Below are 25,840 nucleotides of genomic sequence, written 5' to 3' on the forward strand. Positions count from 1 at the left end.
CTACCCGAAGGACCCCAAATGTTGCACCGTATCGCTGTTCTTTGTGCCGTATTGTTGTTGCCCCTGCCTGCCGTTGCCCAAGAGGAAACACTGGCAGACATCAGGCAGCAGCTCACTGCGCTTTATGTGGATGTGCAACGTTTGCGCCGTGAATTGTCAACGACCGGCGGGCTTGAAAGCGGCGTTGCGGGAAACACGCCGCTTGACCGGCTCAATGCGATCGAGGCCGAACTGCAACGGCTGACGTCAAAGACCGAGCAGCTAGAATTTCGGGTGAACCGGATCACGGTGGATGGCACCAACCGCGTTGGCGATCTTGAATTCCGTCTGTGCGAGTTGGAAGCGCATTGCGATATCAGCACGCTTGGCGATACGCCAAGCCTTGGCGGGGTGGATAACGGGGCCGATGTGCCTGCGCCGAATCTGCCGCCCGCAACGGGCGGCCCTGCGCTTGCCATTGGTGAACAGACAGATTTCGAGCGGGCGCGGGAGGCGCTCGCCAATCGTGACTTTCGCGGCGCCGTGGACCAGCTTGCGTCCTTTAACGCGTCCTACCCGGGAAGCCCGCTAGCAGCCCAGGCCAATTACCTGCGCGGTGAGGCGCTTGAGGGGCTTGGCCAGCCGACCGACGCCGCGCGCGCATTCCTTGAAGCATTCTCTGCCGATGCGACCGGTACGGTTGCGCCCTCGGCCCTGTATAAGCTGGGTGCGTCACTGGGCGCGATCGGACAGACCCAAGACGCCTGCCTGACATTGGCCGAAGTCAACGTGCGCTTTCCAGGCAATCCTGCGGTGAACGATGCGCAGTTTGCGATGCAGAATCTGGGATGTCAGTAACCAAAGCTTCTGCTGATCTCGCCGAACAATTTTCGCGTGCCCTGCATGAATTGGGCGTCGTCAAACCGCAATCCGTGATCGGCTTGGCCGTGTCCGGCGGCGGCGATTCAATAGCCATGATGCATATGGCCGCCCGCGCGGTTGATCCAAAACGTCTGCGCGCGGTTTCCGTGGACCACGGTCTGCGCCCCGAAGCCAGTACAGAAATCGCATTGGTTGTCGGTCAGGCGCAGGAACTGGGGATAGCCCATACCGCGTTGGGCTGGGATTGGGACCGCAAGGGCAACCTGCAAGGTGCTGCACGCCAAGGGCGTTGGGCCGCCATGCATGACTGGGCCGCGCAAACCGGTATTGATGCGCTGCTGATCGGCCACACCGAGGACGACCAGTTGGAAACCCTGCTGATGCGGCTGGCGCGCGGGTCCGGCATTGACGGGTTAACAGCTATGGCGCGGGTAGACTTGCGCGACGGGCTACGGGTCGGGCGGCCGCTTTTGGGGTTTGCGCGCGACGCGCTGCGCGATTGGCTGCGGGCCGAACAAATCGGCTGGTGCGATGATCCCAGCAATGACGACCCCCGTTTTGACAGGGTGCGGGCGCGCCAGATGTATGCGCAGCTGGAAACGCTTGGGCTGACCCGCAAACGGCTTTTGCAAACGATTGATCACATGCAGGCGGCGCAACGGTCATTGCGCGTTGCCGCCCGCGATTTCGCGCGGCTGCATGTCCGCCAAGACGCAGGCGATCTGATCTTTGATCCGGTCGCACTGGATTTGTCGAAAGACGACGCACCCCGCCGCGTGATGGCCGCCGCGATCTCATGGGTGGCCAGCCGCACCTACAAGCCCCGCTTTGAAAGCCTGATCGCGCGCGTCGAACAGCTGCGTAAGGGGCAAAAGGTGACATTGGCCGGTTGCGTTTTGCTGCCTTTGCGCGGCGGGGGCGCGCGGATCTTGCGCGAAGCGGCCGCAACCTTGCCTTATACACGCCCTACCGGCTGCACGCTTGCGTCCATGGGGATTCGCTGGGATCAGCGCTGGCACCTTGACGGACCGGTGAAGGACGGGCTGCGCGTGCAGGCTTTGGGTGATGCCGGTCTGCGCGATTGCCCCGACTGGCGACAGTGCGCAATGCCGCAGGTGTCGCTTTTGGCATCGCCGTCGGTCTGGTTGGGTGACAGATTAATCGCCGCTCCGCTGGCTGGGCTTTCCAACGGATGGTCTGCACAGATTGTCGCGGATTTTCATTCTGGGGCGTTTGGCATTGAAGATTAGGGATTAGCCTCTATTTTAGTACTAACGCTTGAAACGACTCTGTCGCTTTCATTCCCCGACTTCAAAGGAGCTCCCCTTGGGCAACGCGCGAAATATGGTCTTTTGGATCGTCTTGTTTTTGATGGTTCTCGGACTTTTCCAGATCTTTAGCGGCTCACCGCCGACTGCCCGTGGAAACGGCCAAACATACACAGATTTTGTGACAGCGGTCGAGGCCGGACAAGTCACCGAGGCAACGATTGACGGCGAAAATGTCCGCTATAAAATCGGCACAACAACCTATGCCACGATCAAGCCAGAAGACGCTGAAATCACACAGCTTTTGATCGCGGCCGATGTGCCTGTCACCGCGATTGGTCAGGAAACATCCCTGCTGCAATCCTTCTTGCTAAGCCTGCTGCCGTTTGCGCTGTTGATTGGTGTCTGGATCTATTTCATGAACCGGATGCAAGGCGGCGGCAAAGGCGGGGCGATGGGCTTTGGCAAATCCAAAGCCAAGCTTTTGACCGAAAAAAACGGCCGCGTCACATTTGATGACGTGGCTGGCATTGACGAGGCCAAAGAAGAACTGGAAGAAATCGTCGAATTCCTGCGCAACCCGCAAAAATTCAGCCGCCTTGGCGGGAAAATCCCCAAAGGTGCGCTGCTTGTCGGCCCTCCGGGGACGGGTAAAACGCTGCTTGCGCGCGCAATCGCAGGCGAGGCGGGCGTGCCGTTCTTTACAATTTCAGGCTCCGACTTTGTTGAAATGTTTGTCGGTGTCGGCGCGTCACGCGTGCGCGACATGTTCGAACAGGCAAAAAAGAACGCGCCTTGTATTGTGTTTATTGACGAAATCGACGCCGTCGGTCGCGCCCGTGGTGCAGGCCATGGCGGCGGCAACGACGAACGCGAACAGACGTTGAACCAGTTGCTGGTTGAAATGGACGGGTTTGAAGCAAACGAAGGCGTGATCATCGTCGCCGCGACCAACCGTCGTGACGTGCTTGACCCTGCGCTGCTACGTCCAGGCCGTTTTGACCGTCAGGTCACCGTGCCGAACCCCGATATCAAAGGCCGCGAGAAGATTCTGGGCGTGCATGCGCGCAAAATTCCGCTGGGTCCCGATGTTGATCTGCGGATTATCGCGCGCGGCTCGCCCGGATTTTCCGGTGCCGATCTCGCGAACCTCGTGAACGAGGCCGCGTTGATGGCGGCACGCGTTGGCCGCCGCTTTGTCACGATGATCGATTTTGAAAGTGCCAAGGATAAGGTCATGATGGGCGCAGAGCGCCGGTCAATGGTGATGACCGCGGAGCAAAAGGAAATGACCGCCTATCACGAAGCGGGCCACGCGATTGTGGGCATCAGCCTGCCGAAATGTGATCCGGTTTATAAGGCCACGATCATTCCGCGCGGCAGCGCATTGGGCATGGTCATGAGCCTGCCTGAAATGGACCGCCTGAACATGTTCAAGGATGAATGCCACCAGCGGCTCGCCATGACGATGGCAGGCAAGGCGGCCGAGATCATCAAATACGGTGAAGATCAGGTGTCGAATGGCCCCGCAGGCGATATCCAGCAGGCCAGCCAATTGGCCCGCGCGATGATCCTGCGCTGGGGCATGTCCGATAAGGTCGGCAATATCGACTATTCCGAAGCTCACGAAGGTTATCAGGGTAACACCGCAGGTCTGTCGGTTTCTGCCAACACCAAAGAACTGATCGAAAGCGAAGTGCGTGACTTTATCCAAGCCGGATACGAGCGGGCGCGCGAAATCCTGATCGAAAAGAACGACGAGTTTGAACGGCTGGCCCAAGGGTTGCTGGAATATGAAACCCTGACCGGCGCCGAAATCAAACGCGTCATGGCAGGAGATCCACCGCAAGCGGGCGAGGATGACGACGGCGATGCACCGGAAACCGCGACAACTTCGGTCACGGCGATCCCCAAGACCAAGCCGAAAAAACCGAAAACCCCTGATGCCGGACTAGAGCCCGAGCCGTCAGCGTAGATCAAGAAACGCCGCTCCCTTGGTGGCGGCGTTTTTGCTTGATCACACATGTCATAAATGCTGCATTCGGCGCAGTTGCATTGACCAAAGGAAATCCTGATGCCTGCTCTCAAACCGACCGAAATCACGGGTGAAGTTGTCTGGATCGGCCATGTTACTGACCGTGACGTGTCGCTTGCCGCGACCAGCCAGAACGAGGCCGAATTGACATTCGCAGGCATCCCCGGTGAAGCCCACGGTGGCGCATTGCGCCCGTCGTGTTCGCGGGTGGTTAGCCAGTACCCGCGCGGCACTGAAATCCGCAACGTGCGGCAATTGACTGTCCTTTCGGCCGAAGAGCTTGCGCAGATTGCGGCAGATTGCGGCGTGGACCAGTTTGATCCGGCGCTGGTCGGTGCCTCGATGGTGGTCAAGGGGATCCCCGATTTCACCCATCTCCCGCCGTCGTCGCGGCTGCAATTTGCCGATGGCTCCGCGATTGTGGTGGATATGGAAAACCGCCCCTGCAATTTGCCTGCCAAGGTCATCGCGCAAGAAAATCCCGAGGCCGGTCGCAAATTCAAGGCTGCGGCCGAAAACAAGCGCGGCGTGACAGCATGGGTCGAGCGCGAGGGCCGCGTGCAGGTCGGCGACAGCGTGCGTTTACATGTGCCTGACCAGCGCGCATGGCAGCCATAGGTTTCTGATCCGAAACCTGTTGCAGGTGAATGGGCCAAAAATGCAGATAATTTTCGGATTATTTGCACGCTGCTGCGGCTAAGTTGCTCAGATAGACGCAAGCCATTTGCGCCGCGCCGCATTTGCGGGTAGGGCAGCGCTGCCTTTAATTGCAATTTAGTTCCGGGATGACAAAACATGACTGCAACCGTGATTGATGGAAAAGCCTTTGCGGCGGATGTGCGCGCCAAGGTCGCCGAACATGTCACCCGCCTGAAAGAAGTGCACGGGATCACGCCGGGGCTGGCGGTGGTCTTGGTCGGTGAAGATCCGGCAAGTCAGGTCTATGTCCGCTCAAAGGGGAAGATGACCGTCGAGGTCGGCATGAACAGTTATGAACATAAACTGGATGCCGATACGTCCGAAGAGGTGCTGCTTGCGCTGATCGCGCAATTGAATGCCGATCCTGCTGTGCATGGTATTCTGGTGCAACTGCCGCTGCCTGCGCATCTGGACAGTGATCTGGTGATCAACAGCATTGATCCGGCCAAAGATGTGGACGGTTTCCATATTTCTAACGTGGGGCTTTTGGGCACAGGGCAGAAAAGCATGGTGCCTTGCACGCCGCTTGGCTGTCTGATGATGCTGCGCGCGCACCACGGGTCGCTGTCGGGACTGAATGCGGTTGTTGTGGGGCGCTCGAACATTGTTGGAAAACCGATGGCGCAGCTGCTGCTTGGTGATAGCTGCACCGTGACAATCGCGCATAGCCGGACCAAAGACCTGCCCGCCGTTGTGCAACAGGCGGATATCGTGGTGGCCGCCGTAGGCCGCGCACAAATGATCCCCGGTGAATGGATCAAACCAGGGGCCACGGTGATTGATGTGGGAATCAACCGGATCGACAAGCCTGAGGGCGGCACGCGGCTTGTTGGGGATGCGGATTACGATAGCTGCGCTGCAGTCGCAGGCGCGATTACCCCGGTGCCGGGCGGGGTCGGGCCGATGACGATCGCCTGTTTGCTTGCCAATACCGTGACGGCCTGTAGCCGCGCCAACGGCCTGAAAGAACCCGAAGGGCTGACCGCCTGAGGCACCTTGTAGGGTGGATCCGGATCCACCCTACGTTTTGCGGCGCGGTTGCAACTGCCTGATCGCGTTTTGCACAGCTTCGGGCAGGGCCGTTTGACCGTCCGGCGCAATATCAAGCGCCGCGCCGACATCTTTGGCCAGAATACCGATGCTATTGTCATTGCTGAAACCGTCGCGCGCAAATTCGATCTCGTCAAAGCCGGAGGCAAGCCAGTTTTGCCCCGATGCGGTGCCGATCAGTGCGAGCAATGTCGTCTCATCCATGCCTTGGGCATCGCCCCAGTCCAGCACCAGCCGCGTCATCGCTGTATGCGAGGCCGCAAGCAGGTTGTTCAGCACCTTCCCCGTCATGCCCGCGCCATAGGCACCCATCGGGTGGATTGCATCACCCATTGCCTGCAACAGGGGCAGGATGGGGGCGGGATCGCCGCCCACCATGAATGTTAGGGTGCCTGCGCGGGCGCGGACCTGTGCGCCGGACATGGGCGCGTCGATCAGGGTGATATGGTCGGGGACACGCGCCCGAAGCGATTTCACGTAATTGGGCGAAAGGGTCGAACAGATCACGATCCGGTGCAAATCCTTTGCGCGGCTGACCACCGCCTGATCATCAAACAGCAGCGCGTCGGTTTCGGCGGCATCGCGCACCACGGTAATAAGTGTGTTCAGCCCCGCGCAAAATGCATCAATATCGGTGCCAACGCCGGCTGCGGGGTTCGGATCATAGCCGAATGCGGCAAACCCTGCCTTTTGTAGATTGGCCAGCATCGGCCCGCCCATACGGCCACAGCCTGCGACCCCGACTTTATCTGACATATGCACACCACCAAAAAGAAAAAGACTTCCCTTTGGTTAAAGGGAAGCCAGTTGCATGGGAAATCAAAACGTCACTAGTGAATGATTTCTTCTTCTCTTACGAACATATTGGCCCAAGCCCGATCAATCAGCTCGGGGGTCATTTGATAGGGAATGCCTTCGAATTCGCAGATTGAGATCATCTGGTCAATCAGGAAAATCGGCTGGTAGTTGGCATAGACGTTGTCAATCTCGGGGTAGCGCGTGTTCAGCAGGTGCACCAGCGTTTCCTCGTCCAGCGGCATCTTGCGCTTGCGCGCAACCATCGCGAAAATCTTGAGAAAGTCTTCTTGGTGCGGGCCGTCGATTTTGATCTTATAGAAAATCCGGCGCAAAGCCGCCTTATCGAAGATCGCGTTCGGGTGGAAGTTGGTCGAGAAAATGACCAGCGTGTCAAACGGCACTTCGAACTTTTCACCCGATTGCAGGGCAAGAATATCCTTGTTTTCTTCAAGCGGAACAATCCAGCGGTTCACAAGCGTCTGCGGCGGTTCAGCCTGACGGCCAAGGTCGTCCACGATGAAGATGCCGCCAGTTGATTTCAACTGCAAAGGCGCCTGATAGGTCCGCGCGGTGGGGTTATAGACAAGATCAAGCATCGACAGTGACAATTCACCACCCGTGATCACGGTTGGCCGTTCACAGCGCACATAGCGCGTATCAAAGCGGCCAGAGGTCCGGCGCAGGCTGTTGGGGTCGTCCACATCATCTTCGGCAGCGGAATGCACAATCGGGTCATAGACGGTGATCACCTGACCGGAATATTCAATCGCGCGTGGCACGTAAATCTTGTCACCCAGCGCGTCGCGGATCCCGTTCGAGATTGATGATTTCCCATTACCTGGTGGGCCGTACATCAGGATCGACCGGCCGGCGCTAACCGCAGGGCCGAGGTTTGACAATAGCTCTGGCGGCAACACAAGATGCCCCATCGCAGTTGATAGCTGTTCGCGTGTGATCTGGATGTTGCGGATCGACTGGCGCTGAATCTGTTCGCGGTAAATATCCAAAGGCACAGGCATCGCGCCGTAATATTCCGACTGGCTCAGTGCATCTAGCGACCGCGCGCGGCCTGAATCGGTCAGCTGATAGCCCATTTCGTTGCCGCTATTGGCGTTCAACGTGCCGCGCGCCTCGAGCAGGAGCTGCCCGCGCGCCATATCAACCAATTCTTGCGTGACAGGCACCGGCAGGCAAATCGCACGGCTGATTGTTGAAACCTGATCAAGGTTCATACGGAACATTGTCTTGATCAAAATATCTCGCATCATCGCCATTGGCAGCAACATGCCATCAAGACTACGCGGCGCCGGAGGGGCCATTACACCAGAAGATTGCACGTTCATGACATTCTTGCCTATCGATAAGGATTCGAAATCCGCAGAATCTGCGGCGGTTTTAACTAAGATTGCAGCCTATTGTGGCGAAATCGTGAACAAACATGTGCCAGTTGGCGGCGAAGTGCAGCGTTAACGTTGTTTAGCGTGTTATTGCAACACCGAACAAGTAAAACAAAAGCGTCCCGCTTAGCGCGAGCCCCTTTGGAAAGCGGGCATTGTCCCAGCTTGCCCAATCAGGGGCTATCTTGCGCAACGGGCTGTGTTTTGCCAAACGGTGCGTGACAAGCGCGCCCAAAAGGCACGACGCATAGATCAACAAAAAGACCCGCAAATCTGCAAGCGCAACCATCGGGGCCGCTGCGGCCATAAATTTGACATCGCCGCCGCCGATCACGCCGGACATCCAGAACAGGATACCCACGGCCAGCACCACAAAGAAATGGGTCCAGTGCCACAGGTACAGCTCGAATGATCCCAGCGCAAAATAGCCAAGCACTGCATAGCTGGCCAACAAAAGATAGTTGGCCGCATTCGGGATTTTCATGACCCGCATATCGTTCCACGCCACATAGATAGCGATCGGGATCACGGCGGGTAGGAACCAATATGCGGCCTGTGCAGTTAATCCCATAGCTAGTTGGTCGCGTTATTTTCAAGAGCCTGCAACGCGCGCACGGCTTCTTCAAAGTGGCGTGGGTGGGTTTCGATCGCATCCGCCAAAAGCGATTTCCCGATCGACACATCGTTTTGTTTGATGGCCGCCAGCGCAAGCGTATACAGCAGCTGCGCACGTTCGATCTGGGTCATATCGACAACGGGTAACACATAGTTGCGTTGCGCACCACGCGCGAGAACAAGGTTGTTCTTGGCGGTAAAGAGCGTTGGATCATGCCGCAACGCATCGCCAAACAGCCGCTCTGCGCCGCGATAATCGCCGCGGGTCAGCTTTGAAAAGCCCCAGTTGTTATAGACAGAGGCAGGGCGCGTCGTAAGGCCGATAGCGGTTTGATAGAAACTGTCCGCTTTGTCCCATTGCTGGCGGCTGTCGGCGACCATGGCCTCATAGCGGTAGCGTTTGAACGTTTCATAGGTGGGCGGCACCGTGTTCAACGTGGCTGCCGCGTTATCCCATTCGCTCGCGCGGATATAGGCGCCTGCCAGTTCGACACGGTCTTCGTTTGTGGCTTCGGGGTGGGCAATCACGGTGTTCCATGCGGTAATGCCTTCGGGCACACGGCTGGCACGCACCAATGAAATCGCAAGCCCGCGTTGCAATTCAATGCTCTCGGGGTTGGTCCCAAGAGCCGCACTGAAATGCTGAACCGCGTCATTGGGGTCGCCCATCGTCATCATGACCTGATTAAGATTGGCCGCATCGCTTGCGTGAATATCGTTGATCGCTGCCTGAATTTCTTCTTCGGTTGATCTTGCGCAGGCGGACAGCGTCAGCGACGCAACGCAGAGCGAAAGAATAATTTTGTGGCGCATTTTAGCGTCCTTTTGCTGCTCTTACTCAGAGATCCGACATCAGTACAAAGTCACCTGCGCCGCGACGGATCAAATTAAAGTTCTGGTAGTCTTGTAGCACAGTATTGTCGTTGTTTTCCAACATTGCGAGCGCTAAGCGTAAATTGTCGCGGATTTCGTCCGAATTCCCGTTATCTGCGGCATAAGCGCGGCGGAACACCTCGCTTGCTTCTGCGATTTTACCGCGTTCCATCAATACGACGCCCAGATTATTCCACGCAGGCGGAAAGCTGGGGTCAAGTTCGACAGCTTCGCGCAGCCAGCGTTCGGCCTGTCCCAAACGCCCGATGTGCAAATTGGCCGACCCGATGGCCGACAATGTATCCACGTTCAAACCATGCTGAAGCGCCGCGCGGTTATAAGCCTTGAGCGCAAGTTCGTATTCACCGGCGGCCATCAAACGGTGCCCAACAATAAGCCCGTCAACGTTTCCGGCAGCGGCAACGCCAGGCGCAAATACACCGTCGCCCTGCCGGTCAATCCCATCCGCGGCGCAGCCTGCCACCGCGACAAGCACGATGACGGATAGCATTAGTTTGTGCATCATTGTGCGATTAGCCTAGGTCAAGTTCTTTACGATGGCATAGATTGACGGCCCGATCAAAATAGCCATCAACGGCGGCACGGTCAGCATCATCGTGGCCAGCGTCATCTTGGTTGGCAGCTTGTTCGCTTTCTCTTCGGCCCGCATCACGCGCTTGTCGCGCATTTCAAGCGAATAGACCCGCAACGCATCCGAAATTGACGTACCAAATTGCTGCGATTGCACCAGCACGGTAACAAAGCTGGTAATATCCGGAACACCACAGCGTTCGGCCATATCCTTGAGAACGGTTGTTTTGTCTTTGCCGGCCTTGGTTTCCTGGCCAACCATTTCGAATTCGTCGGAAATATCCGGAAAGCCGGAACGGAGCTCTTTTGAGACGCGCATGATGGACTGGTCCAGCGATTGCCCAGCCTCCACGCAGACCAGCATCAGATCAAGCGCATCGGGAAAGCCGTTTGTGATCGCTTCTTGCCGTACGGCCTGTCTGCGCGTGACCCAATATTTGGGAAACATGTAGCCCGTTCCGGCAGGGATAAGGATGGTCAACGCAAGCTCTTGGGTTTCGACGGTCCCTTGCGACATCTTGAAAACCGCGTACATGCCGCCGATCGCAAGCCCCAAAATCCCAAGCGTGAGTTGCAAGAAATTGTAGGTCCGGATGGCCGTTTTCCCGCGGTAACCCGCCTGCAAAAGCTTTAGCTTGACGGCTGAATATTCTTCTTCGTTTTGTGGCTCAAGGAAGCTCGAGTATTTCTCGAGCTTGTCCTTGCTGCTGGCCTGCCGCAGTTTATCACCTTTGGCGGTCTTTTTGTCCGCGACGTGGCCGCTTGATTTAAGCCTGTTAAGCGGGTCGTCGTCCTTTTTGAGAAGGATAGGCAGTGTGACAAGGACCAGAAAGATCCCGATCAGGCCCACAAGGATGATCAACGCGTTTGGACCTAGAAATTCAGTCAGCTGGGCTTGAATGTTTTCCATCGTTTGATCCTAAACTTTGATATTCACAAGCGCACGCATCACGATCACGTTGAGTACAAGAAACGCGCTGATGACAAAACATGCGGGGATAAATGCGGCGCTTTCCATTACTTCGTCAAAGTAGTCGGGCTTAACAAGTGTAATCAGGATAAGCGCGAGAACCGGAAATACGGATAGCAGGTTGCCGGACCATTTCGCCTCGGCTGTGATGGCGCTTACACGGCGGAAAAGCCGGAAGCGGGCGCGAATAACTTTGGCAAGACCGTCAAGAATTTCCGCAAGGTTACCACCTGATGTTTGCTGGATGCTCACCGCGACGGCCAAAAACCGCATATCCTGGTTATCCAGACGTTCGGCGACAGCTTTAAGAGTTTCACCCATATCACGGCCATAGGCGGCCTCATCCGAGATCATCCCGAATTCGGTGCCCAGCGGATCGGCAATTTCTGTCGCAACAATCTGGAGCGAGTTTGAAAACGGGTGGCCAACACGCAAGGATCGCACCATCAGTTCGACTGCCTCCGGCAGTTGCTCGGCAATCATCGACATGCGTTTGTTGGCCTTGCGGTTGATCCAGACATAGACCCCACCAACGCCCATAAGCACGGCAACGGCGGCGCGCACCGGCGCACCAAGATCCGTCAGGAACGTGAGCATAACGAAAGCCACAGCGCTGATGACGGCCATCAACACCATGATTTGCGGCGGCGTGAAGACGATGTTGGCCTTTTGTGCCTTGTTCGCCAGAATGGAATAGATCGGGATGCTTTGCGAACGCATGTGCTGCGACATTTCTTTGCGCAGCTGTTCAAGAACCTGTTCGCGATTCCCACCTTTATCAAGCATTTCCAGACGGCGGTTAACCTTGCCGTCCATGCTGATCGATTTGCCGAAAATCACAAGGTAAACACCCTGCACCATCGCCACGACGGCGATAAAAATCAGGATGTAAATTACTGGGGCAGCCGAAATCATGCGTCTTTACTCCGCAACCATTGGTTCAAAGATAGCAGGCGGCAAATCATACCCCCACAGTTTGAAACGGTCCGAGAAGTGGCTGCGCACGCCCGTCGCCGTAAAGTGACCGATAATCTTGTTGTCAGGTGTCAGGCCGACGCGCTGATAGCGAAAGATTTCCTGCATGGAAATAACATCGCCTTCCATGCCGGTGATTTCGGTAATGGAGGTCATGCGCCGCGAGCCATCTTGCAGACGCGACGCCTGCACGATGAGGTTCACCGCCGATGCGATCTGGCTGCGCATCGCCTTGAGCGGCATTTCGATCCCTGCCATCGCGATCATGTTCTCAAGACGCGAGACACCGTCGCGCGCCGAGTTGGCGTGGATCGTGGTCATTGATCCGTCGTGGCCGGTGTTCATCGCTTGCAACATGTCGATAACTTCTTCGCCACGTGTTTCCCCCACGATAATGCGGTCAGGGCGCATCCGCAGGGCGTTTTTCAGACAGTCACGCTGTGAAACACCGCCTTTGCCTTCGACGTTTGGCGGGCGGCTTTCCATTCGGCCAACATGGGTTTGTTGCAGCTGAAGTTCGGCCGTGTCTTCGATTGTCAGGATGCGTTCTGCGTTATCGATAAAGCCGGAAAGCGCGTTCAATGTGGTTGTCTTACCAGAACCGGTACCGCCCGATACGATGATATTCAGTCGCGTAGATACGGCGGCCTGCAAATAGGCGGCCATTTCTTCGGTGAACGCGCCAAATTTGACAAGCTCTTCGATGCCAAGCTTGTCTTTCTTGAATTTACGAATTGAAACCAGCGATCCGTCCACGGCGATTGGCGGGACCATGGCGTTAAAACGTGACCCGTCGGCAAGGCGGGCATCGACGTAAGGGTTGCTTTCGTCGACACGGCGACCCACGGCGGAAACGATCTTGTCGATGATCCGCAAAAGGTGCTTTTCATCCTTAAACGTTATGTCGGTCAGTTGCAGCCTGCCGTCACGTTCGACAAAGATCTGTTGCGGGCCGTTAACAAGAATATCGTTCACAGAATCGTCTTTGAGCAGCGTTTCAAGCGGCCCAAGTCCGGTGACCTCAAAGAACAGATCCTGATTGAGCGACTGGCGTTCATCGCGGTTCAGCACGATGCCCATTTCTTCGAGCGATTCATTGGCGATCGCGTTGATTTCGTTGCGCAGTTCCGTTTCAGAAGCAGATTCAAGCGCGGCAAGGTTCAGGTTGTCAAGCAAGGCCTTGTGCAGCTCGAGCTTGATCTCGCCCAGACGCTGTTTGCGGCGCTTGTCTTTATCGGCCGGTCCGGCCTCTGCGGCACGCCGTTCGGGCATCGCTTTCATTAGCGATTGCCGCGCTTCATCAACCTTCGGGGCCACGGTCGGGGTTACGTTGACCTTTGGGCGCGCGGCTGATGCTGCGGTGTCTTTGGGGGCGGTTGGTTTTTTATACTTCGAAAACATATTGGTGCCTCTTAAGCCCGGGCTTCTGCCTCAGCTAGGTTGACGTCATGCATTGACTTCGCAAATTTGGTGATTTCTTTGCGCAGCGGGTTTTTCGGTATATTTACGGCCATTGGCGCACCGTGGTCGGAACTTTGCATGACGGGTTTGCCGCCGTCAGGCATTAGCACATCAATCGAAATCCCAAGACTATCTGCCAGCCGCTTGACGCGGCTCTTGCCGTTCAAATCAGTGAAACCGGGCGCGCGGTTCAGGATAAACCGGATTTTATCGAAGGGCAGGTCTTCGGACTGCAAAGCGCGTTTGAGGCGCAGCGTATTTTGTGCAGAGCGCATATCCAGTTCGATCATCGCAAGATAGATATGTGCAAGCTCCAGAACAGTTTGCGACCATTCGACCATAACGGTCGGCATATCAATGATGATGTAGTCGAAATTGACCCGCGCAACTTCGAGAACCCGCGCGATATCCTCGGGGCCGATCATATCAAGCGGGATCATGTCGGTTGGTGCTGTCAACACATGGAGCTTTTCTTCATATGTCAGCAAGGATTGCATAAATGCTTCTGAATCCATCGATTCCGTATCTGTCAGCATTTCCAGCACGGCCTCGCGGCGTGGCAGGTCGAGATAGGTCGAAACCGACCCGAATTGAAAATCGAGATCAATCAGGCAGACTTTGGGCGGGTCCGCCTTGTCGATATTGGCAAGTTCCCACGCAAGGTTGACGGCGAACATCGTTGCACCCGTGCCGCCCGCAACGCCCTGCACAGGGACAATAACGCCGGAATGGTTGCCGGACGCGTTGAATTTTTTGGTGCCCTCGACCGGTTCTTCGACTTCTTGGGCGGTCAGCACACGCTCAATTGCACGTGCGAGTTCGTTTTCAGGAAGCGGGTAGGGGACAAATTCGTCGCCGCCTTCGCGCAGCAACTGGTGCAATGCGGTCGGGCTTACGTCTTCGGCAATAAGAATAACTTTGATCTTGGCGGCCTTGGCAACGGCGATGACCTCGGAAACCAGCGGCAGGTTGTCTTCGTCGTTGACGTCCATTGCGATGGTCACAAACTGTAGGCTGCGTGCCTCTTTCTGGCCGAGGAAAGCGACAGCATCTTCAAAGCTCAGGTCACCCCAAGCGTCGCCAAGTGCGGCTTCCATGTCTTCGATCAACAGATCAAAAATCTGTACATCGCGGCTGATGGTGCACGCTACAATTGGTGGCGTATCGTGCTGTACGGCCGAAGTGTCAGTCATGCGTTCTTGTCCTCATCGGTGTTGTGATTCCATCTTAGTCTACCAACAAGCGTAAGCGCTAGTGAGATAGAACATAAGGTGCACTGCATTACGCGCGCACAGGGGTCACGGACATATTATTATGTGTAATCGTGTCGAATTTTGGACCAAAGGGCTGAAATTCAGATCAATGTTGCAAAATCAGGACTAAATAAGTGTATCCACGCCAAACTTAGTCCGGCGTGGATATTTTTTGATAGGCTGCTATTCGCCGCCCAGACCAGTGAGAGCAGTCAGCGAAGTTGGCGGTACTGCGCGTGCGATATACTCGCGGTAGATCACTTGCGCATATTTACCTTCAAGCACCAGCGGATTGGTTTCAACGAAACCGGATACCTCGGTGACTGTGCGGCGATTGCGACGTTCGCGGCCTTCTGTTGCGATCAGCGGCTGTGTTTCGCCAAATGATGCAACCGCTTCCAGACGCTCACGTCCGATTCCTTGCGAAGCCAGATACGCCACGACCGCCTGAGCACGGCGCAGGCCGAGACCACGGTTATAGGCTTGGCTGCCGACAAGATCGGTATGGCCGTAAACCCGGAAACGTACTTCTGGGAACTGGCGGATCCAATCGGCCTGACGTGCAAGAACACGCTGGGCGTCAGCATCAAGAACAGTCGAGTTAAATTCGAATGTGACTGTTGAATCAATCTCGGATGCAAAGCGACGTGCTAGGTTAACACGATACTCTTCCGGAGCCGACTGAACCATCACGTTGTTCATCGTCGCGTTGCCAAATCCACCGCCGTCGATGACCGCCCCAGCTTCGTAGCCAAGCTGTGGGAAATCATCTGTGGTTGTGTCGCAGCCCGCAAGAAGCGCAGCGGCCATTGCTGTTGTCATAAGTTTTTTCATTGACCTGTGCTCCTATTCATTCGTCCATGACGTAGCCGTAAGACCCGCTAAAGTCCTGACGTGCTACTTCACCGGCGGCGCCGGGGATTTGGGTGCCGGCGGATGTTTTGCCAAGCAAGAACAGATCGGCTTCGCTAGGTAGCTGCACACGATCAGTCGGAAGTGACAAAGCAGCACCGCGTGTTGGTGATACAAGGTGCGGTGTGACAATGATCACAAGCTCTGTTTGCTCGCGCTCATAAGCCGCAGAGCGGAACAACGCGCCCAAGATAGGCACATCGCCAATCCAAGGAACCTGTTCGCTCAGGTCGTTAAAGTCATCCTGCAACAGGCCCGCAATCGCAAAGCTTTCGCCGTCGCGCATTTCGACCGTGGTCGATGTTTCACGCCGCGAGAACGCATTGATCGTAAAGCCGCCACCAGAAAACGCGTTGGTCGTGTCGACTGATGACACAGCAGCATGCAGTTCAATGTTGATGATATCGTCATCAATCACTGTCGGGATAAAGTTCAGTTCAACACCGAAGGGTTTGAATTCAACGGTGATTGTGTTTTCGTCCTGTGCAACAGGGATAGGATATTCCCCACCAGCCAGGAATGTTGCTTCTTGACCGCTAAGCGCGGTCAGGTTCGGTTCCGCCAATGTGCGGACAAGGCCACGTGTTTCAAGCGCTTCGAGCGTAAGTTCGACGTTCATGCTACCTGCACCAAAGCCGAATGTAGCAAAACCGTTATTTCCGCCGCCGGCAGACGGTGTTGTGCCTGCGTTGGTGGTCAGACCGCCGCCGCTGCCGCCAACCGTAAAGTTGGTGCCAAAGGATTTGCGTACGGAACGGTTCATTTCCGAGAAGCGTACCTGCAACATGACTTGCTGTGTGCCGCCGACAACCATCAGATTCGAAACCCGATCAGGGGCGTAACGGTTTGCCAATTCAAGCGCACGTTCAAGCCGCGCAATAGAGCTGACCTGACCGGAAAGCACGATACCGTCGTTGGCGGTGCGCACTTCGATGTTTTCACCGGGTAGAATTTGGGCAAGACGTTCTTTGAACTCGCCCATATCAGGGGTGACGTGGATTTCGACGTTGGTAATCAAGCGCCCATCAGCGCCTAATAGGGTAAGTGTGGTGCGCCCTGGTTCTTTGCCCAGAACATACAATGTACGGTCTGAAAGCGAAGAAATATCCGCGATGCCGGGGTTGGCGATCGAGACGTTTGTATAGGGTACGTCGCTTTCGACAACTACGGCCCGGTTCATTGGGACGTTTAATGCACTGGATGCCGCGCCGCGCAAGACGCGCAACGTTTCAGCTGGTGCCATTGTTGGTGCTGCCGCGGTTAGCGACAACGTTAAGCCTGTTAGTGCGGCTTTAATAAATCTGTCATACTTCATAAGTGACCTGCCTCTCCGATCACGCCTCGTTGCTAGGGTCTTGATGCCCGTGATGGAGCGACCATGCGTCAGGTGTGCATTTATTGCAATAATCAATAGGTTGTAAGGTAATGTGAATGTGGACATCGGGCAACACTTAGCCGCAGAACGCAAAAACGCCCGGGGTCACCGGGCGCTTTATTAACTGATTTATGAGACTTAGCAATTCTAGTCGCAGGGAATAACCGTGTCGGTCTGCACGCGTTCGGTGCCGCGCAAGACAAAGCTATAGCAGATTTTCTCTTCGACCGGTGCCTCTTCGACAACGACCTCTTCGATAATCTCGCCGGTGACAGCAAGGTCGTCTGCGGAAATAGCTGTATCAACGACAATCGTGTCACCCGATCCAACCAGCGAGATAGTCAGGTTGCCGCTTGATTGGGCTTGGGTCAGCACAGCAACTTCTTGGGGTGTGACCTGCACAATCACATTGTTGATTCCGGTGTTAAGATCTTCGTCGGGAACCGCAATGATTTGCAGGCTTGATTTCAAAAGCTGTGTGACACTGCGGCCCGAGGCAAGCCGCCCGCTCCAGTACAGGTCGATGCGGTCGTCGGGGCGCAATGTGCCGAATCCGCCGGTTACACGTGCTTGAATGGGGAATGCGCGCATGCCTGGATCAACCAGCGCAGTTAGGCCACGGGTCGCGCCGGGGGCAGCAAGGCGGCCTTGGGTCAGCGGTTCGTTCGGAATGATCGGCAGGATAACAACGCGCGATTTGGCGGGTTGTTCTGGTGGGAAAAGCGTTTCTTCGTTGCGCACAATGCCTTCTGGCAGCGAATCGCGGGCATATTTCATCAAAACCACGTCATCCGCCGTCAGAACCTCACCATAGGTGAATGCTTTGTTCACGGTATAAACGTCAACGGTTTGCACAGCACCATCACGTTGCGCCTGGGCTGCGCGCAACTGGCTTTCTGTCTGTTCGATTTGTTGGTTCACCATATAGACGGCAAAGCCCGCGAGCCCCATGCCGATCAGTAAAACCAGTGCAAAAACTCCGCGCATCGTCGAATCCTTTAATTCTGGAACGTCATACAAGTTTAGGGCTACCTCTAACGGCAACCCATTCCCCTGCCAAGCCAATAGCTTTGCACAGTTTTAGACCAATATGATGAAGAACTTCAATGCACACGCTGCGCAATCAGAGATGCTTGCGTGCAACAGTGTTCAATTGTCACAGGTTGAGGCTGTGCGCCTATTCAGCGTTCACGTTATCCATGGACGCTTCAATGCGGTTTGCAAGCCCGGTCGCACCAGGAGCAAACGCAGTTACGACAACAAATCCAAGCATTGTTATCGCCGCAGTAAGAACGACAAAGTCAACCGTTACTGCACCATCTTCGTCAGTAATGAAATCTGTAAATGGATTTAACATCGCGTTCCCTTCAAGGATTCACCCAGCCAATTATCAGGTTCGGCTAGAGCTTGGACAATTCCAGGGACGCGATATGCGGCCTCGTGAATAGTCTTAAAAAAAACGCGCTGCATGAATGCAGCGCGTTTTTGCGTACGCAGGTCCGGCTTGCAGATCCCTGCGTACGGCTAATATTATGTACCGTCTGCGTTCATGCTGTCCAGTGAGTTTTCGATACGGTTGGCAAGGTCTTCTGCGCCTGAAGACACAGCAGCGCCAACAGCCAGACCCAGAACAACGATCGCAGCAGTCAGAACAACGAAGTCAACTGTTACAGCACCGTCTTCGTCGTTGCGGAAGTTTTTGATAAAGTTAAGCATTGAATTCCCTCCTCAGGGTATCGTGGGGTTAATTTCGTACCTCGCCAGACCAGCACTACAATGGTGTGTAGCAATGACCCCGCGTTGGATGACTCTATATAGCCAGCAGATTGGGGCGGGAGTTTGACATCATTGGTTTTTTTTCTGAGAGACCGCCTAATTCTAAGAAACATCACCTAAACACCTGTTTTTTAACGATATGTAAGTTTTGCATCGGTTGCGTCTTCCTGCCTTGCGTTGCTAAAAAGTCGGCAATGGGGCCTAAATGACATAATTGTTTTCTGTAAAATTGATTCTTGGCGGTTTTCTGCCATGGTGATTGCAATAAAAACACGTGTGGCAGGACAGTTCATGAATCGATTGATTCCACTTGTGGTGGTTTTTGGCCTTGCGGCGGGGGGATCGCCTGTTTCCGCAGAGGTTGAAAGGCTCCAGCCGGATTTTACGTTTCGCATGGTATCTGTTCCGGCAGCGGGAACGATCAATCTAGTGCAGATTGATCCAAACGCGCCGCGCCTTGGCCCTGTCTATGCCGAAGAACCCCCCGAAGAAGTGACCGCTGCCGCTATGGGCGTTCCGCAATCCGCGGGCACCGACTGGTTCTGGAATAATGTGTCTTTCGGGATCAATGATTCGTCGCCGGCGCGGCTGGAAACGGCCCTGCACCAAATAAATAACCCGCCAGCCGGTGAAGGTGTTTCCGCGCCGCGCCTGCAAAGCCTGCAAGACATCGCAAATGCGCATGGTCTGGCAATTCTGTCGGAAACGGTGGGAACAGATGTATCGCCTGCATTGGTTCTGGCTGTTATTTCCGTCGAAAGCGCTGGGCGCACGGATGCGGTCAGCAGTGCGGGTGCCACCGGATTGATGCAGCTTATGCCTGCGACCGCTGCGCGCTTTGGCGTCACAGACAGCACCGACGGCGCACAGAATATCAAAGGTGGCGTCGCCTATCTGGATTGGCTGCTGGACGAGTTCGGGCATGATCCGGTGCTGGCGCTTGCCGGCTATAATGCGGGCGAAGGCAATGTCTTGCGCTATGCAGGGGTGCCGCCGTTTTCGGAAACCCGCGCCTATGTGCCAAAAGTGCTGGCCGCGTGGCAGGTCGCAAAGGGTCTGTGCTCAACGCCGCCCGAACTGATCACGGATGGCTGCGTATTTAACGTAAACGGGATTTAGCAGGCAGGGCGACACCCGTAATCAAATATCGCCCCGATGATCAAACGATTGTTGCTTCGGTCGCGGCGCGCAGTTCTGCCTCGGTCACGCCATCAGCGCATTCGACGATTTTTAGCCCGCCCTCGACCACGTCAAGCACACCAAGGTTGGTGATAATCCGGTCGACCACGGCCTTGCCCGTTAGCGGCAAGGTGCAGGATTTGAGCAATTTGCTGTCGCCGTGTTTGGATGTGTGGTCCATCACAACGATCACGCGGCCAACGCCGGCCACCAGATCCATCGCGCCGCCCATGCCTTTGACAAGCTTGCCCGGAATCATCCAGTTCGCCAGATCGCCGTTTTCGGCAACTTCCATTGCGCCAAGAATCGCGGCTGCGATCTTGCCGCCGCGGATCATGCCAAATGACTGCGCAGAATCGAAATAGGCCGTTTGCGGCAGTTCGGTAATGGTCTGCTTGCCCGCGTTAATCAGATCGGCGTCAATCTTGTCTTCGGTCGGAAAGGGGCCCATGCCCAGCATGCCGTTTTCCGACTGCAGGGTCACTTCGACGCCTTCGGGTATATAGTTGGACACAAGTGTCGGGATGCCGATGCCCAGATTCACATATGTGCCGTCTTCAAGTTCAAGCGCCGCACGCGCGGCCATCTGATTGCGATCCCACATTATGTGCGCTCCCGTACTGTGCGTTGTTCAATGCGTTTTTCGTGATCGCCTTGAATGATGCGATGCACATAGATGCCAGGCAGGTGGATGTGATCGGGGTCAAGGCTGCCTGTCGGCACGATTTCTTCGACTTCGGCGATACAGATCTTGCCACACATCGCGGCGGGCGGGTTAAAGTTGCGGGCGGTCTTGCGGAAAATCAGGTTGCCGGTTTCATCGGCTTTCCACGCCTTTACAATGGCCATATCGGCAAAAATGCCTTCTTCCATAATATAGGTTTCGCCGTTGAAATCCTTGTGTTCTTTGCCTTCGGCAATCACGGTGCCCACACCGGTTTTTGTATAGAAACCGGGGATACCACAGCCGCCGGCACGCATACGTTCGGCCAATGTACCTTGGGGGTTGAATTCCAGTTCAAGCTCGCCAGACAAATACTGGCGCATGAATTCCGCGTTCTCGCCAACATAAGACGAGATCATCTTTTTGACCTGACGGGTCTGCAATAAAATCCCGATGCCAAAATCATCAACGCCCGCATTGTTAGAGGCAAACGTCAGATCCTTGGTGCCAGCATCCTTGATCGCGTCCAGCAACAATTCAGGGATACCGCAAAGGCCAAAGCCGCCGGCGGCAATAAACATGCCGTCAAACAGCAACCCGTCCAGGGCGGCGGCGGCATTCGGATAAATTTTCTTCATAGATAGGCTTCCCCCGTTTCGCGATTGGCAAAGCGTGACCCGCGAAACGGGGAAAGTCAACGAAATTGCTGCGCCGCAGCAGTGCTATTTCTTGGGCGCGGCTTTCTTCTTTGCAGCCGGTTTTTTGGCCGCGGGTTTCTTTTTCGCGGGCGCTTTTTTCTTGGCCGCCGGCTTTTTCTTGCCGGATTTTGCGGCGCGTTCATCAATCAGATGCACGGCTTGGGCCATTGTCAGTTCGGCGGGGGGGATGTCTTCGGGGATCGTGGCGTTGATCTTTTCCCATTTGACATAGGGGCCATATTTCCCGTCGTAGACATTGACGGGGCCGCCGGCTTCCGGGTGTTCGCCAAGCTCATGGATCGGAAGCGCCGCTTTGCCCCGTTGGCCACGGCTTGCGACCTTTTCGGCAAGCAATTGCACGGCGTGGTTCATGCCTACGGTCCAGACATCTTCGATATTTTCAAGGTTTGCGTTGGTGCCGCCCTTGAATGATGTGTTTTCAGCGTGCTTGAGATAGGGGCCATAGCGGCCAAGGTTTGCCCAGACGTTTATGCCATCTTCGGGATGCGTGCCGATCAGGCGGGGCAGTTCCAGCAGACGCAATGCATCCGCCAGCCCGATTTCTTCGGGGTTCCAGCCCTCGGGGACACCCTGACGGGGCGGTTTCTTGTTGTCCTCGGTCACTTCGCCGCGCTGCACATAAGGGCCAAAGCGCCCCTTGAAGACACGAATTTCATCGCCCGCATCATTGCCCAAAAGTTTCCCGTCGGGGGGAATTGCGGATGCTTCGGCCTCTGGATTTGGTGGGCCGAACGGGCGCGTGTATTTGCATTCCGGATAACTCGAGCATCCGATAAACGCGCCACCCGAACGGGCCGTGCGCATGGACAGGCGCCCCTTGCCGCAATTTGGGCAAAGGCGCGGGTCGCTGCCGTCCTCTGTGGGGGGGAATAGATGCGGTTCCAGCACTTCGTTAATTTTTTCAAGCACTTCGGTGATCCGCAGATCAGCCGTTTCCGCGATCGCCGCAGAAAAATCGCGCCAGAAACGTTCAAGAACCTTCTTGTATTCGGCGTCACCTGCGCTGACCGCGTCAAGCTGGTTTTCCAGATCGGCAGTGAAATCATAGCCGATATATTTCAGGAAATAATTCGTCAAAAACGCGGTGACCAAGCGGCCCTTGTCCTGCGGAATCAGGCGGTTTTTGTCTTTTTCGACATAGCCGCGGTCCTGAATTGTGGTCACGATGGACGCATAGGTTGACGGGCGGCCAATGCCCAATTCTTCCATGCGTTTGACCAGCGTCGCCTCGGTGTAGCGGGGCGGCGGCTGGGTGAAATGCTGTTCTGGCGTGACGGATTGTTTGGCGGCGGCTTCGCCCTCGGTCAGTTGTGGCAGGCGCTTGTCGTCCTCATCAACAACAGCGTCGTCTTTGCCTTCTTCATAGATCGCGATAAAGCCGTCAAAGACCATGACCTGCCCGTTGGCGCGCAAGATCACCTGTTCGTCCGCGCTGGCAATATCAACCGTAGTGCGTTCAAAACGGGCCGCAGACATCTGGCTGGCAAGGGTGCGTTTATAGATCAGATCATAAAGCTTGCGCTGATCGGCGTCTTTGATATCCGCCGTATCCGCGCCCAGCATCATATCCGTCGGGCGGATACATTCGTGGGCTTCTTGCGCGTTCTTGGCCTTGTTTTTATAGACGCGCGCGGATTCCGGCATGTATTTATCGCCGAATTTTGTCTTGATTGCGTCGCGCGCGCCGGTCACGGCTTCGGGGGCCATGTCGATGCCGTCAGTCCGCATATAGGTGATCAATCCGGCCTCGTACAAACGTTGTGCTACGCTCATGGTTTGGCGTGCGCCCATGCCGAATTTACGGCTGGCTTCTTGTTGCAGGGTCGATGTCATAAATGGTGGGGACGGGTTGCGGGTGCCGGGTTTTGCCTCGACCGATTTGATGGTCAGGTCGCGCGAATTGATTGCCTGCACGGCCATTTCGGCCTGCGTTTCATTGCCCAGATCGAATTTATCAAGCTTCTTGCCGGCAAGCGTGGTCAGCCGCGCCTCGAACGATTGGCCGCGCGGCGAATTCAAAAGCGCCTTGATGGTCCAGTATTCCTGATTGCGAAACGCTTCGATTTCCATTTCACGTTCGCAAATCAGGCGCAGGGTTACCGATTGCACGCGGCCTGCGGATTTTGCGCCTGGCAGTTTGCGCCACAAAACCGGCGACAGGTTGAAACCGACAAGATAATCCAGCGCGCGGCGGGCAAGGTAGGCTTCGACCAATGGCGCATCGACCTGGCGGGGGTGCTTCATCGCCTCGAGGATCGCGGTTTTGGTGATCGCGTTGAACACAACGCGGCTGACGGGCGTGTCCTCTTTGATCGCTTTGCGGGCGGTCAAGGCTTCGGTCAGGTGCCAGCTGATCGCTTCGCCCTCGCGGTCGGGGTCGGTCGCGAGGATCAGTTCGTTGTCGTTTTTGAGCGCGTCGATAATCGCTTTGATATGCTTTTTGCTATCGCTCGCGATCTCCCATTTCATGTCGAAATCTTCGTCGGGCAGGACCGATCCGTTCTTGGGCGGCAGGTCACGAACGTGCCCGTATGATGCCAGAACGGTATAGCCTTTACCAAGATAACCTTCGATTTTCTTGGCTTTGGCCGGTGATTCGACGACGACAACTGGCATGAGAATCCTTTGGGCGGATGGGCTGCGGTTTAGGTGCGCAAGATGTGGTGCGTCACGCCGGATTGTCAATGCGCCCATTACAAAGGATAGATTCCGACGCGTTTAGTTCACCACAGCCGCCCATAATCCGCCAGGCTGGCGCGTGATCCGCCCGTCAAGTTCGAGATCCACCAAAACCGGTGCCACCGCCGCCGCCGGAGAGGCCACATCGCGCAGCAACTGGTCCTCGGCAATCGGGGTTGGGCCAAGCCGCGCAAGGATTTCATCATGCAGCTTTGCGGTTTCGCGCAAGGGGCGCGGCGCGGGTGGCGGTGTCAGGTCCAGTTCGGGGGCTGCGGGTGTGACAGGGGTGATCGCCTCAATCACGTCATGCGCGTTGCGGATCAGCGTGGCCCCGTCGCGTAGCAACATGTTGCAGCCCGCCGCGCGCGCATCAAACGGATGGCCGGGCACTGCAAACACATCACGCGCCTGATCCAATGCATTGCGCGCGGTGATCAGACTGCCCGATTTTGCCGCCGCTTCGACAACAATCACGGCCTGCGCCATGCCCGAAATGATCCGGTTGCGCGCCGGAAAATGGCGCGCCTGCGGCTGCATACCCATCGGCATTTCGGACAGGCGCACGCCTTTTGCGGCGATATCATGGGCAAGTTGCGTGTTTTCAACCGGATAAATTGTATCAACCCCGCCAGCCTGCACCGCCGCTGTACCGCCGTCCAGTGCGGCCAGATGCGCGGCGGTGTCGATCCCGCGCGCAAGCCCAGAGACAATGACAAACCCCGCGTCGGTCAGATCGGCGGCCAGTTTTTTCGCCATACGGGTGCCCAGCGAAGACGCATTGCGTGCGCCCACAAGCGCGATCATCGGTCGCGCAAGCAGGGCTGCATCACCCAAAACCCACAAAAGCGGCGGCGCATCGTCGATGTCGCGCAGATTGGCCGGATAGCGTGGATCATCATCCGTGATCAGCAAAGCACCAGCAGCGTGACCCGCGCCAAGTTCCGCGCGCGCCACGCCAACTGGGCATGTTTCATATCCGTTTACACCCGCTTCACGGGCGATCTCGGGCAGGGCATCCAGCGCGTTTTGCGCGGTGCCGTTTTCGGCCATCAACCGCCGGTAGGTCGCAATGCCCACGCGGCGTGATCGCAATAGACGAAGCCGGTCAACCAGATCACCTTCCGTGGTGGGTAGGAGTGGGGGGTGATTGGAAGTTATGCGTTTTCCGGTCATCCTGATTCTCCGCCTATTGCACCGTCAGTTTTATGCCCGCGTAGTTAACGAGAAGTGAATCGCACTGCGGTTTCACAGTTTTCAAAGCCTAATCATCTTTTTCAGGCCGGCAAAGTTGCGCGCAATACCAAAGTGCCCCAGCGAAAATCATGCCTGGCAGTGATGTGATGACGGTTAAGCCGAGGTCATAGGCCGCCTCTTTCTGGCCAAAGGCCAGGAGAAAAATAGTATGGTTGACAATTGCGCCCGCGAAAAGCGCAAGCATCCAGCCGCCATACCCGATCATCAAAAGCCCCACCGCTAACGGAGACACAGCAATTGAGATTGCAAGCGCACTACCGAACACCATAATGACAGGCGCTTTGTCCGGTGAGACCGCAGTATTGCTTGGACCTAGCGACAAAAAGTAAGTTAGCAACGCCCATGTCGCGAGCAGGACCATTGGAAATATCAATTCGACGATGAGTATCGCAATCCCCACCATCTTGAGCGCTTCACGCAATCGGACAGGCGCGGA

At 56.0% G+C, this 25,840-nt stretch carries 25 protein-coding genes; 6 read left to right on the forward strand and 19 right to left on the reverse strand.

What is annotated here, in order from left to right; translation table 11 throughout:
* The first annotated feature begins 18 nt into the window (after positions 1-18).
* The 5 genes from ybgF (at position 19) to folD (ending at position 5,853) form a co-directional block, all read left to right on the forward strand.
* Complete coding sequence (gene ybgF / locus BM320_RS01600; protein ID WP_090195589.1) at positions 19-837, forward strand: tol-pal system protein YbgF; 819 nt, start codon at positions 19-21, stop codon at positions 835-837.
* The gene (tilS, locus tag BM320_RS01605) at positions 828-2,111 is read left to right on the forward strand and encodes a tRNA lysidine(34) synthetase TilS (protein ID WP_090195593.1); all 1,284 of its coding nucleotides are present in this window, start codon (positions 828-830) and stop codon (positions 2,109-2,111) included. Before ybgF ends, tilS begins: the two co-directional genes overlap by 10 nt.
* Before the next feature lie 76 nt (positions 2,112-2,187).
* A complete protein-coding gene (ftsH, locus tag BM320_RS01610; protein WP_090195596.1) occupies positions 2,188-4,104 on the forward strand; it encodes an ATP-dependent zinc metalloprotease FtsH in 1,917 nt (638 codons plus the stop codon).
* Positions 4,105-4,203: 99 nt separating this feature from the next.
* A complete protein-coding gene (locus BM320_RS01615) occupies positions 4,204-4,782 on the forward strand; it encodes an MOSC domain-containing protein (RefSeq protein WP_090195599.1) in 579 nt (192 codons plus the stop codon).
* A gap of 177 nt (positions 4,783-4,959) precedes the next feature.
* Positions 4,960-5,853, forward strand: a complete 894-nt coding sequence (folD, locus tag BM320_RS01620) for a bifunctional methylenetetrahydrofolate dehydrogenase/methenyltetrahydrofolate cyclohydrolase FolD (protein ID WP_090195602.1) — start codon at positions 4,960-4,962, stop codon at positions 5,851-5,853.
* A gap of 30 nt (positions 5,854-5,883) precedes the next feature.
* Here folD and BM320_RS01625 read toward each other — a convergent pair whose 3' ends face one another.
* The 14 genes from BM320_RS01625 to BM320_RS01690 all read right to left on the reverse strand — a co-directional run bounded on the left by BM320_RS01625 (position 5,884) and on the right by BM320_RS01690 (position 18,849).
* Complete coding sequence (locus BM320_RS01625; RefSeq protein WP_090195605.1) at positions 5,884-6,669, reverse strand: NAD(P)-dependent oxidoreductase; 786 nt, start codon at positions 6,667-6,669, stop codon at positions 5,884-5,886.
* A gap of 74 nt (positions 6,670-6,743) precedes the next feature.
* Positions 6,744-8,054: a DUF8689 domain-containing protein gene (locus BM320_RS01630; protein WP_090195608.1), complete on the reverse strand. Its 1,311-nt coding sequence runs from the start codon at positions 8,052-8,054 to the stop codon at positions 6,744-6,746.
* 133 nt (positions 8,055-8,187) lie between these two features.
* The gene (locus BM320_RS01635) at positions 8,188-8,679 is read right to left on the reverse strand and encodes a prepilin peptidase (protein ID WP_090195611.1); all 492 of its coding nucleotides are present in this window, start codon (positions 8,677-8,679) and stop codon (positions 8,188-8,190) included.
* A 2-nt stretch (positions 8,680-8,681) separates the two neighbouring features.
* Entirely contained in the window at positions 8,682-9,536 is an 855-nt protein-coding gene (locus BM320_RS01640; protein WP_090195614.1) for a tetratricopeptide repeat protein, read from the reverse strand.
* A 25-nt stretch (positions 9,537-9,561) separates the two neighbouring features.
* Positions 9,562-10,122, reverse strand: a complete 561-nt coding sequence (locus BM320_RS01645) for a tetratricopeptide repeat protein (RefSeq protein ID WP_242650930.1) — start codon at positions 10,120-10,122, stop codon at positions 9,562-9,564.
* Positions 10,123-10,134: 12 nt separating this feature from the next.
* Positions 10,135-11,097: a type II secretion system F family protein gene (locus tag BM320_RS01650; protein WP_090195617.1), complete on the reverse strand. Its 963-nt coding sequence runs from the start codon at positions 11,095-11,097 to the stop codon at positions 10,135-10,137.
* A gap of 9 nt (positions 11,098-11,106) precedes the next feature.
* Positions 11,107-12,072, reverse strand: a complete 966-nt coding sequence (locus tag BM320_RS01655) for a type II secretion system F family protein (RefSeq protein WP_090195620.1) — start codon at positions 12,070-12,072, stop codon at positions 11,107-11,109.
* 6 nt (positions 12,073-12,078) lie between these two features.
* The gene (locus BM320_RS01660) at positions 12,079-13,533 is read right to left on the reverse strand and encodes a TadA family conjugal transfer-associated ATPase (protein ID WP_090195623.1); all 1,455 of its coding nucleotides are present in this window, start codon (positions 13,531-13,533) and stop codon (positions 12,079-12,081) included.
* 11 nt (positions 13,534-13,544) lie between these two features.
* Entirely contained in the window at positions 13,545-14,786 is a 1,242-nt protein-coding gene (locus BM320_RS01665; protein WP_090195625.1) for a CpaE/TadZ family protein, read from the reverse strand.
* A gap of 243 nt (positions 14,787-15,029) precedes the next feature.
* Positions 15,030-15,680 carry an OmpA family protein gene (locus BM320_RS01670; RefSeq protein ID WP_090195628.1) on the reverse strand — a complete coding sequence of 217 codons (651 nt, stop codon included), beginning with the start codon at positions 15,678-15,680 and terminating at the stop codon, positions 15,030-15,032.
* Positions 15,681-15,696: 16 nt separating this feature from the next.
* Positions 15,697-17,073 (reverse strand): type II and III secretion system protein family protein, encoded by a 1,377-nt coding sequence (locus BM320_RS01675; protein ID WP_090195630.1) that lies wholly within the window; start codon positions 17,071-17,073, stop codon positions 15,697-15,699.
* A 207-nt stretch (positions 17,074-17,280) separates the two neighbouring features.
* Positions 17,281-18,120, reverse strand: a complete 840-nt coding sequence (gene cpaB / locus BM320_RS01680) for a Flp pilus assembly protein CpaB (protein ID WP_090195632.1) — start codon at positions 18,118-18,120, stop codon at positions 17,281-17,283.
* A gap of 190 nt (positions 18,121-18,310) precedes the next feature.
* Positions 18,311-18,490, reverse strand: a complete 180-nt coding sequence (locus BM320_RS01685) for a hypothetical protein (protein WP_090195634.1) — start codon at positions 18,488-18,490, stop codon at positions 18,311-18,313.
* A gap of 173 nt (positions 18,491-18,663) precedes the next feature.
* Entirely contained in the window at positions 18,664-18,849 is a 186-nt protein-coding gene (locus BM320_RS01690; RefSeq protein ID WP_090195637.1) for a Flp family type IVb pilin, read from the reverse strand.
* Between the two features lie 351 nt (positions 18,850-19,200).
* Between BM320_RS01690 and BM320_RS01695 the strand changes: the two genes are divergently transcribed.
* Complete coding sequence (locus BM320_RS01695; protein ID WP_090195640.1) at positions 19,201-20,028, forward strand: lytic transglycosylase domain-containing protein; 828 nt, start codon at positions 19,201-19,203, stop codon at positions 20,026-20,028.
* Positions 20,029-20,068: 40 nt separating this feature from the next.
* Here the strand turns inward: BM320_RS01695 and BM320_RS01700 are convergent, their stop codons facing one another.
* The 5 genes from BM320_RS01700 to BM320_RS01720 all read right to left on the reverse strand — a co-directional run bounded on the left by BM320_RS01700 (position 20,069) and on the right by BM320_RS01720 (position 25,807).
* The gene (locus BM320_RS01700; protein ID WP_090195642.1) at positions 20,069-20,695 is read right to left on the reverse strand and encodes a CoA transferase subunit B; all 627 of its coding nucleotides are present in this window, start codon (positions 20,693-20,695) and stop codon (positions 20,069-20,071) included.
* A complete protein-coding gene (locus BM320_RS01705) occupies positions 20,692-21,390 on the reverse strand; it encodes a CoA transferase subunit A (RefSeq protein ID WP_090195645.1) in 699 nt (232 codons plus the stop codon). The genes BM320_RS01700 and BM320_RS01705 overlap by 4 nt, the downstream gene beginning before the upstream one ends.
* Before the next feature lie 84 nt (positions 21,391-21,474).
* A complete protein-coding gene (gene topA, locus BM320_RS01710) occupies positions 21,475-24,087 on the reverse strand; it encodes a type I DNA topoisomerase (protein WP_090200233.1) in 2,613 nt (870 codons plus the stop codon).
* A gap of 102 nt (positions 24,088-24,189) precedes the next feature.
* Entirely contained in the window at positions 24,190-25,323 is a 1,134-nt protein-coding gene (gene dprA / locus BM320_RS01715; RefSeq protein ID WP_207496835.1) for a DNA-processing protein DprA, read from the reverse strand.
* Between the two features lie 88 nt (positions 25,324-25,411).
* Positions 25,412-25,807, reverse strand: a complete 396-nt coding sequence (locus BM320_RS01720; protein WP_165614968.1) for a hypothetical protein — start codon at positions 25,805-25,807, stop codon at positions 25,412-25,414.
* Positions 25,808-25,840 lie beyond the last annotated feature (33 nt).

Origin of the sequence: Yoonia tamlensis (assembly GCF_900115105.1) — a bacterium.
Taxonomy (GTDB): Bacteria; Pseudomonadota; Alphaproteobacteria; order Rhodobacterales; family Rhodobacteraceae; genus Yoonia; species Yoonia tamlensis.

Bases quoted from the DNA above. Each gene is read 5' to 3' on its own strand.
- ybgF (WP_090195589.1), top strand. From the start codon at position 19: ATGTTGCACCGTATCGCTGTTCTTTGTGCCGTATTGTTGTTGCCCCTG.
- tilS (WP_090195593.1), top strand. From the start codon at position 828: ATGTCAGTAACCAAAGCTTCTGCTGATCTCGCCGAACAATTTTCGCGT.
- BM320_RS01615 (WP_090195599.1), top strand. From the start codon at position 4,204: ATGCCTGCTCTCAAACCGACCGAAATCACGGGTGAAGTTGTCTGGATC.
- folD (WP_090195602.1), top strand. From the start codon at position 4,960: ATGACTGCAACCGTGATTGATGGAAAAGCCTTTGCGGCGGATGTGCGC.
- BM320_RS01625 (WP_090195605.1), bottom strand. From the start codon at position 6,669: ATGTCAGATAAAGTCGGGGTCGCAGGCTGTGGCCGTATGGGCGGGCCG.
- BM320_RS01630 (WP_090195608.1), bottom strand. From the start codon at position 8,054: ATGAACGTGCAATCTTCTGGTGTAATGGCCCCTCCGGCGCCGCGTAGT.
- BM320_RS01635 (WP_090195611.1), bottom strand. From the start codon at position 8,679: ATGGGATTAACTGCACAGGCCGCATATTGGTTCCTACCCGCCGTGATC.
- BM320_RS01640 (WP_090195614.1), bottom strand. From the start codon at position 9,536: ATGCGCCACAAAATTATTCTTTCGCTCTGCGTTGCGTCGCTGACGCTG.
- BM320_RS01645 (WP_242650930.1), bottom strand. From the start codon at position 10,122: ATGATGCACAAACTAATGCTATCCGTCATCGTGCTTGTCGCGGTGGCA.
- BM320_RS01650 (WP_090195617.1), bottom strand. From the start codon at position 11,097: ATGGAAAACATTCAAGCCCAGCTGACTGAATTTCTAGGTCCAAACGCG.
- BM320_RS01655 (WP_090195620.1), bottom strand. From the start codon at position 12,072: ATGATTTCGGCTGCCCCAGTAATTTACATCCTGATTTTTATCGCCGTC.
- BM320_RS01660 (WP_090195623.1), bottom strand. From the start codon at position 13,533: ATGTTTTCGAAGTATAAAAAACCAACCGCCCCCAAAGACACCGCAGCA.
- BM320_RS01665 (WP_090195625.1), bottom strand. From the start codon at position 14,786: ATGACTGACACTTCGGCCGTACAGCACGATACGCCACCAATTGTAGCG.
- BM320_RS01670 (WP_090195628.1), bottom strand. From the start codon at position 15,680: ATGAAAAAACTTATGACAACAGCAATGGCCGCTGCGCTTCTTGCGGGC.
- BM320_RS01675 (WP_090195630.1), bottom strand. From the start codon at position 17,073: ATGAAGTATGACAGATTTATTAAAGCCGCACTAACAGGCTTAACGTTG.
- cpaB (WP_090195632.1), bottom strand. From the start codon at position 18,120: ATGCGCGGAGTTTTTGCACTGGTTTTACTGATCGGCATGGGGCTCGCG.
- BM320_RS01685 (WP_090195634.1), bottom strand. From the start codon at position 18,490: ATGTTAAATCCATTTACAGATTTCATTACTGACGAAGATGGTGCAGTA.
- BM320_RS01690 (WP_090195637.1), bottom strand. From the start codon at position 18,849: ATGCTTAACTTTATCAAAAACTTCCGCAACGACGAAGACGGTGCTGTA.
- BM320_RS01695 (WP_090195640.1), top strand. From the start codon at position 19,201: ATGAATCGATTGATTCCACTTGTGGTGGTTTTTGGCCTTGCGGCGGGG.
- BM320_RS01705 (WP_090195645.1), bottom strand. From the start codon at position 21,390: ATGAAGAAAATTTATCCGAATGCCGCCGCCGCCCTGGACGGGTTGCTG.
- topA (WP_090200233.1), bottom strand. From the start codon at position 24,087: ATGCCAGTTGTCGTCGTCGAATCACCGGCCAAAGCCAAGAAAATCGAA.
- dprA (WP_207496835.1), bottom strand. From the start codon at position 25,323: ATGACCGGAAAACGCATAACTTCCAATCACCCCCCACTCCTACCCACC.
- BM320_RS01720 (WP_165614968.1), bottom strand. From the start codon at position 25,807: ATGGTGGGGATTGCGATACTCATCGTCGAATTGATATTTCCAATGGTC.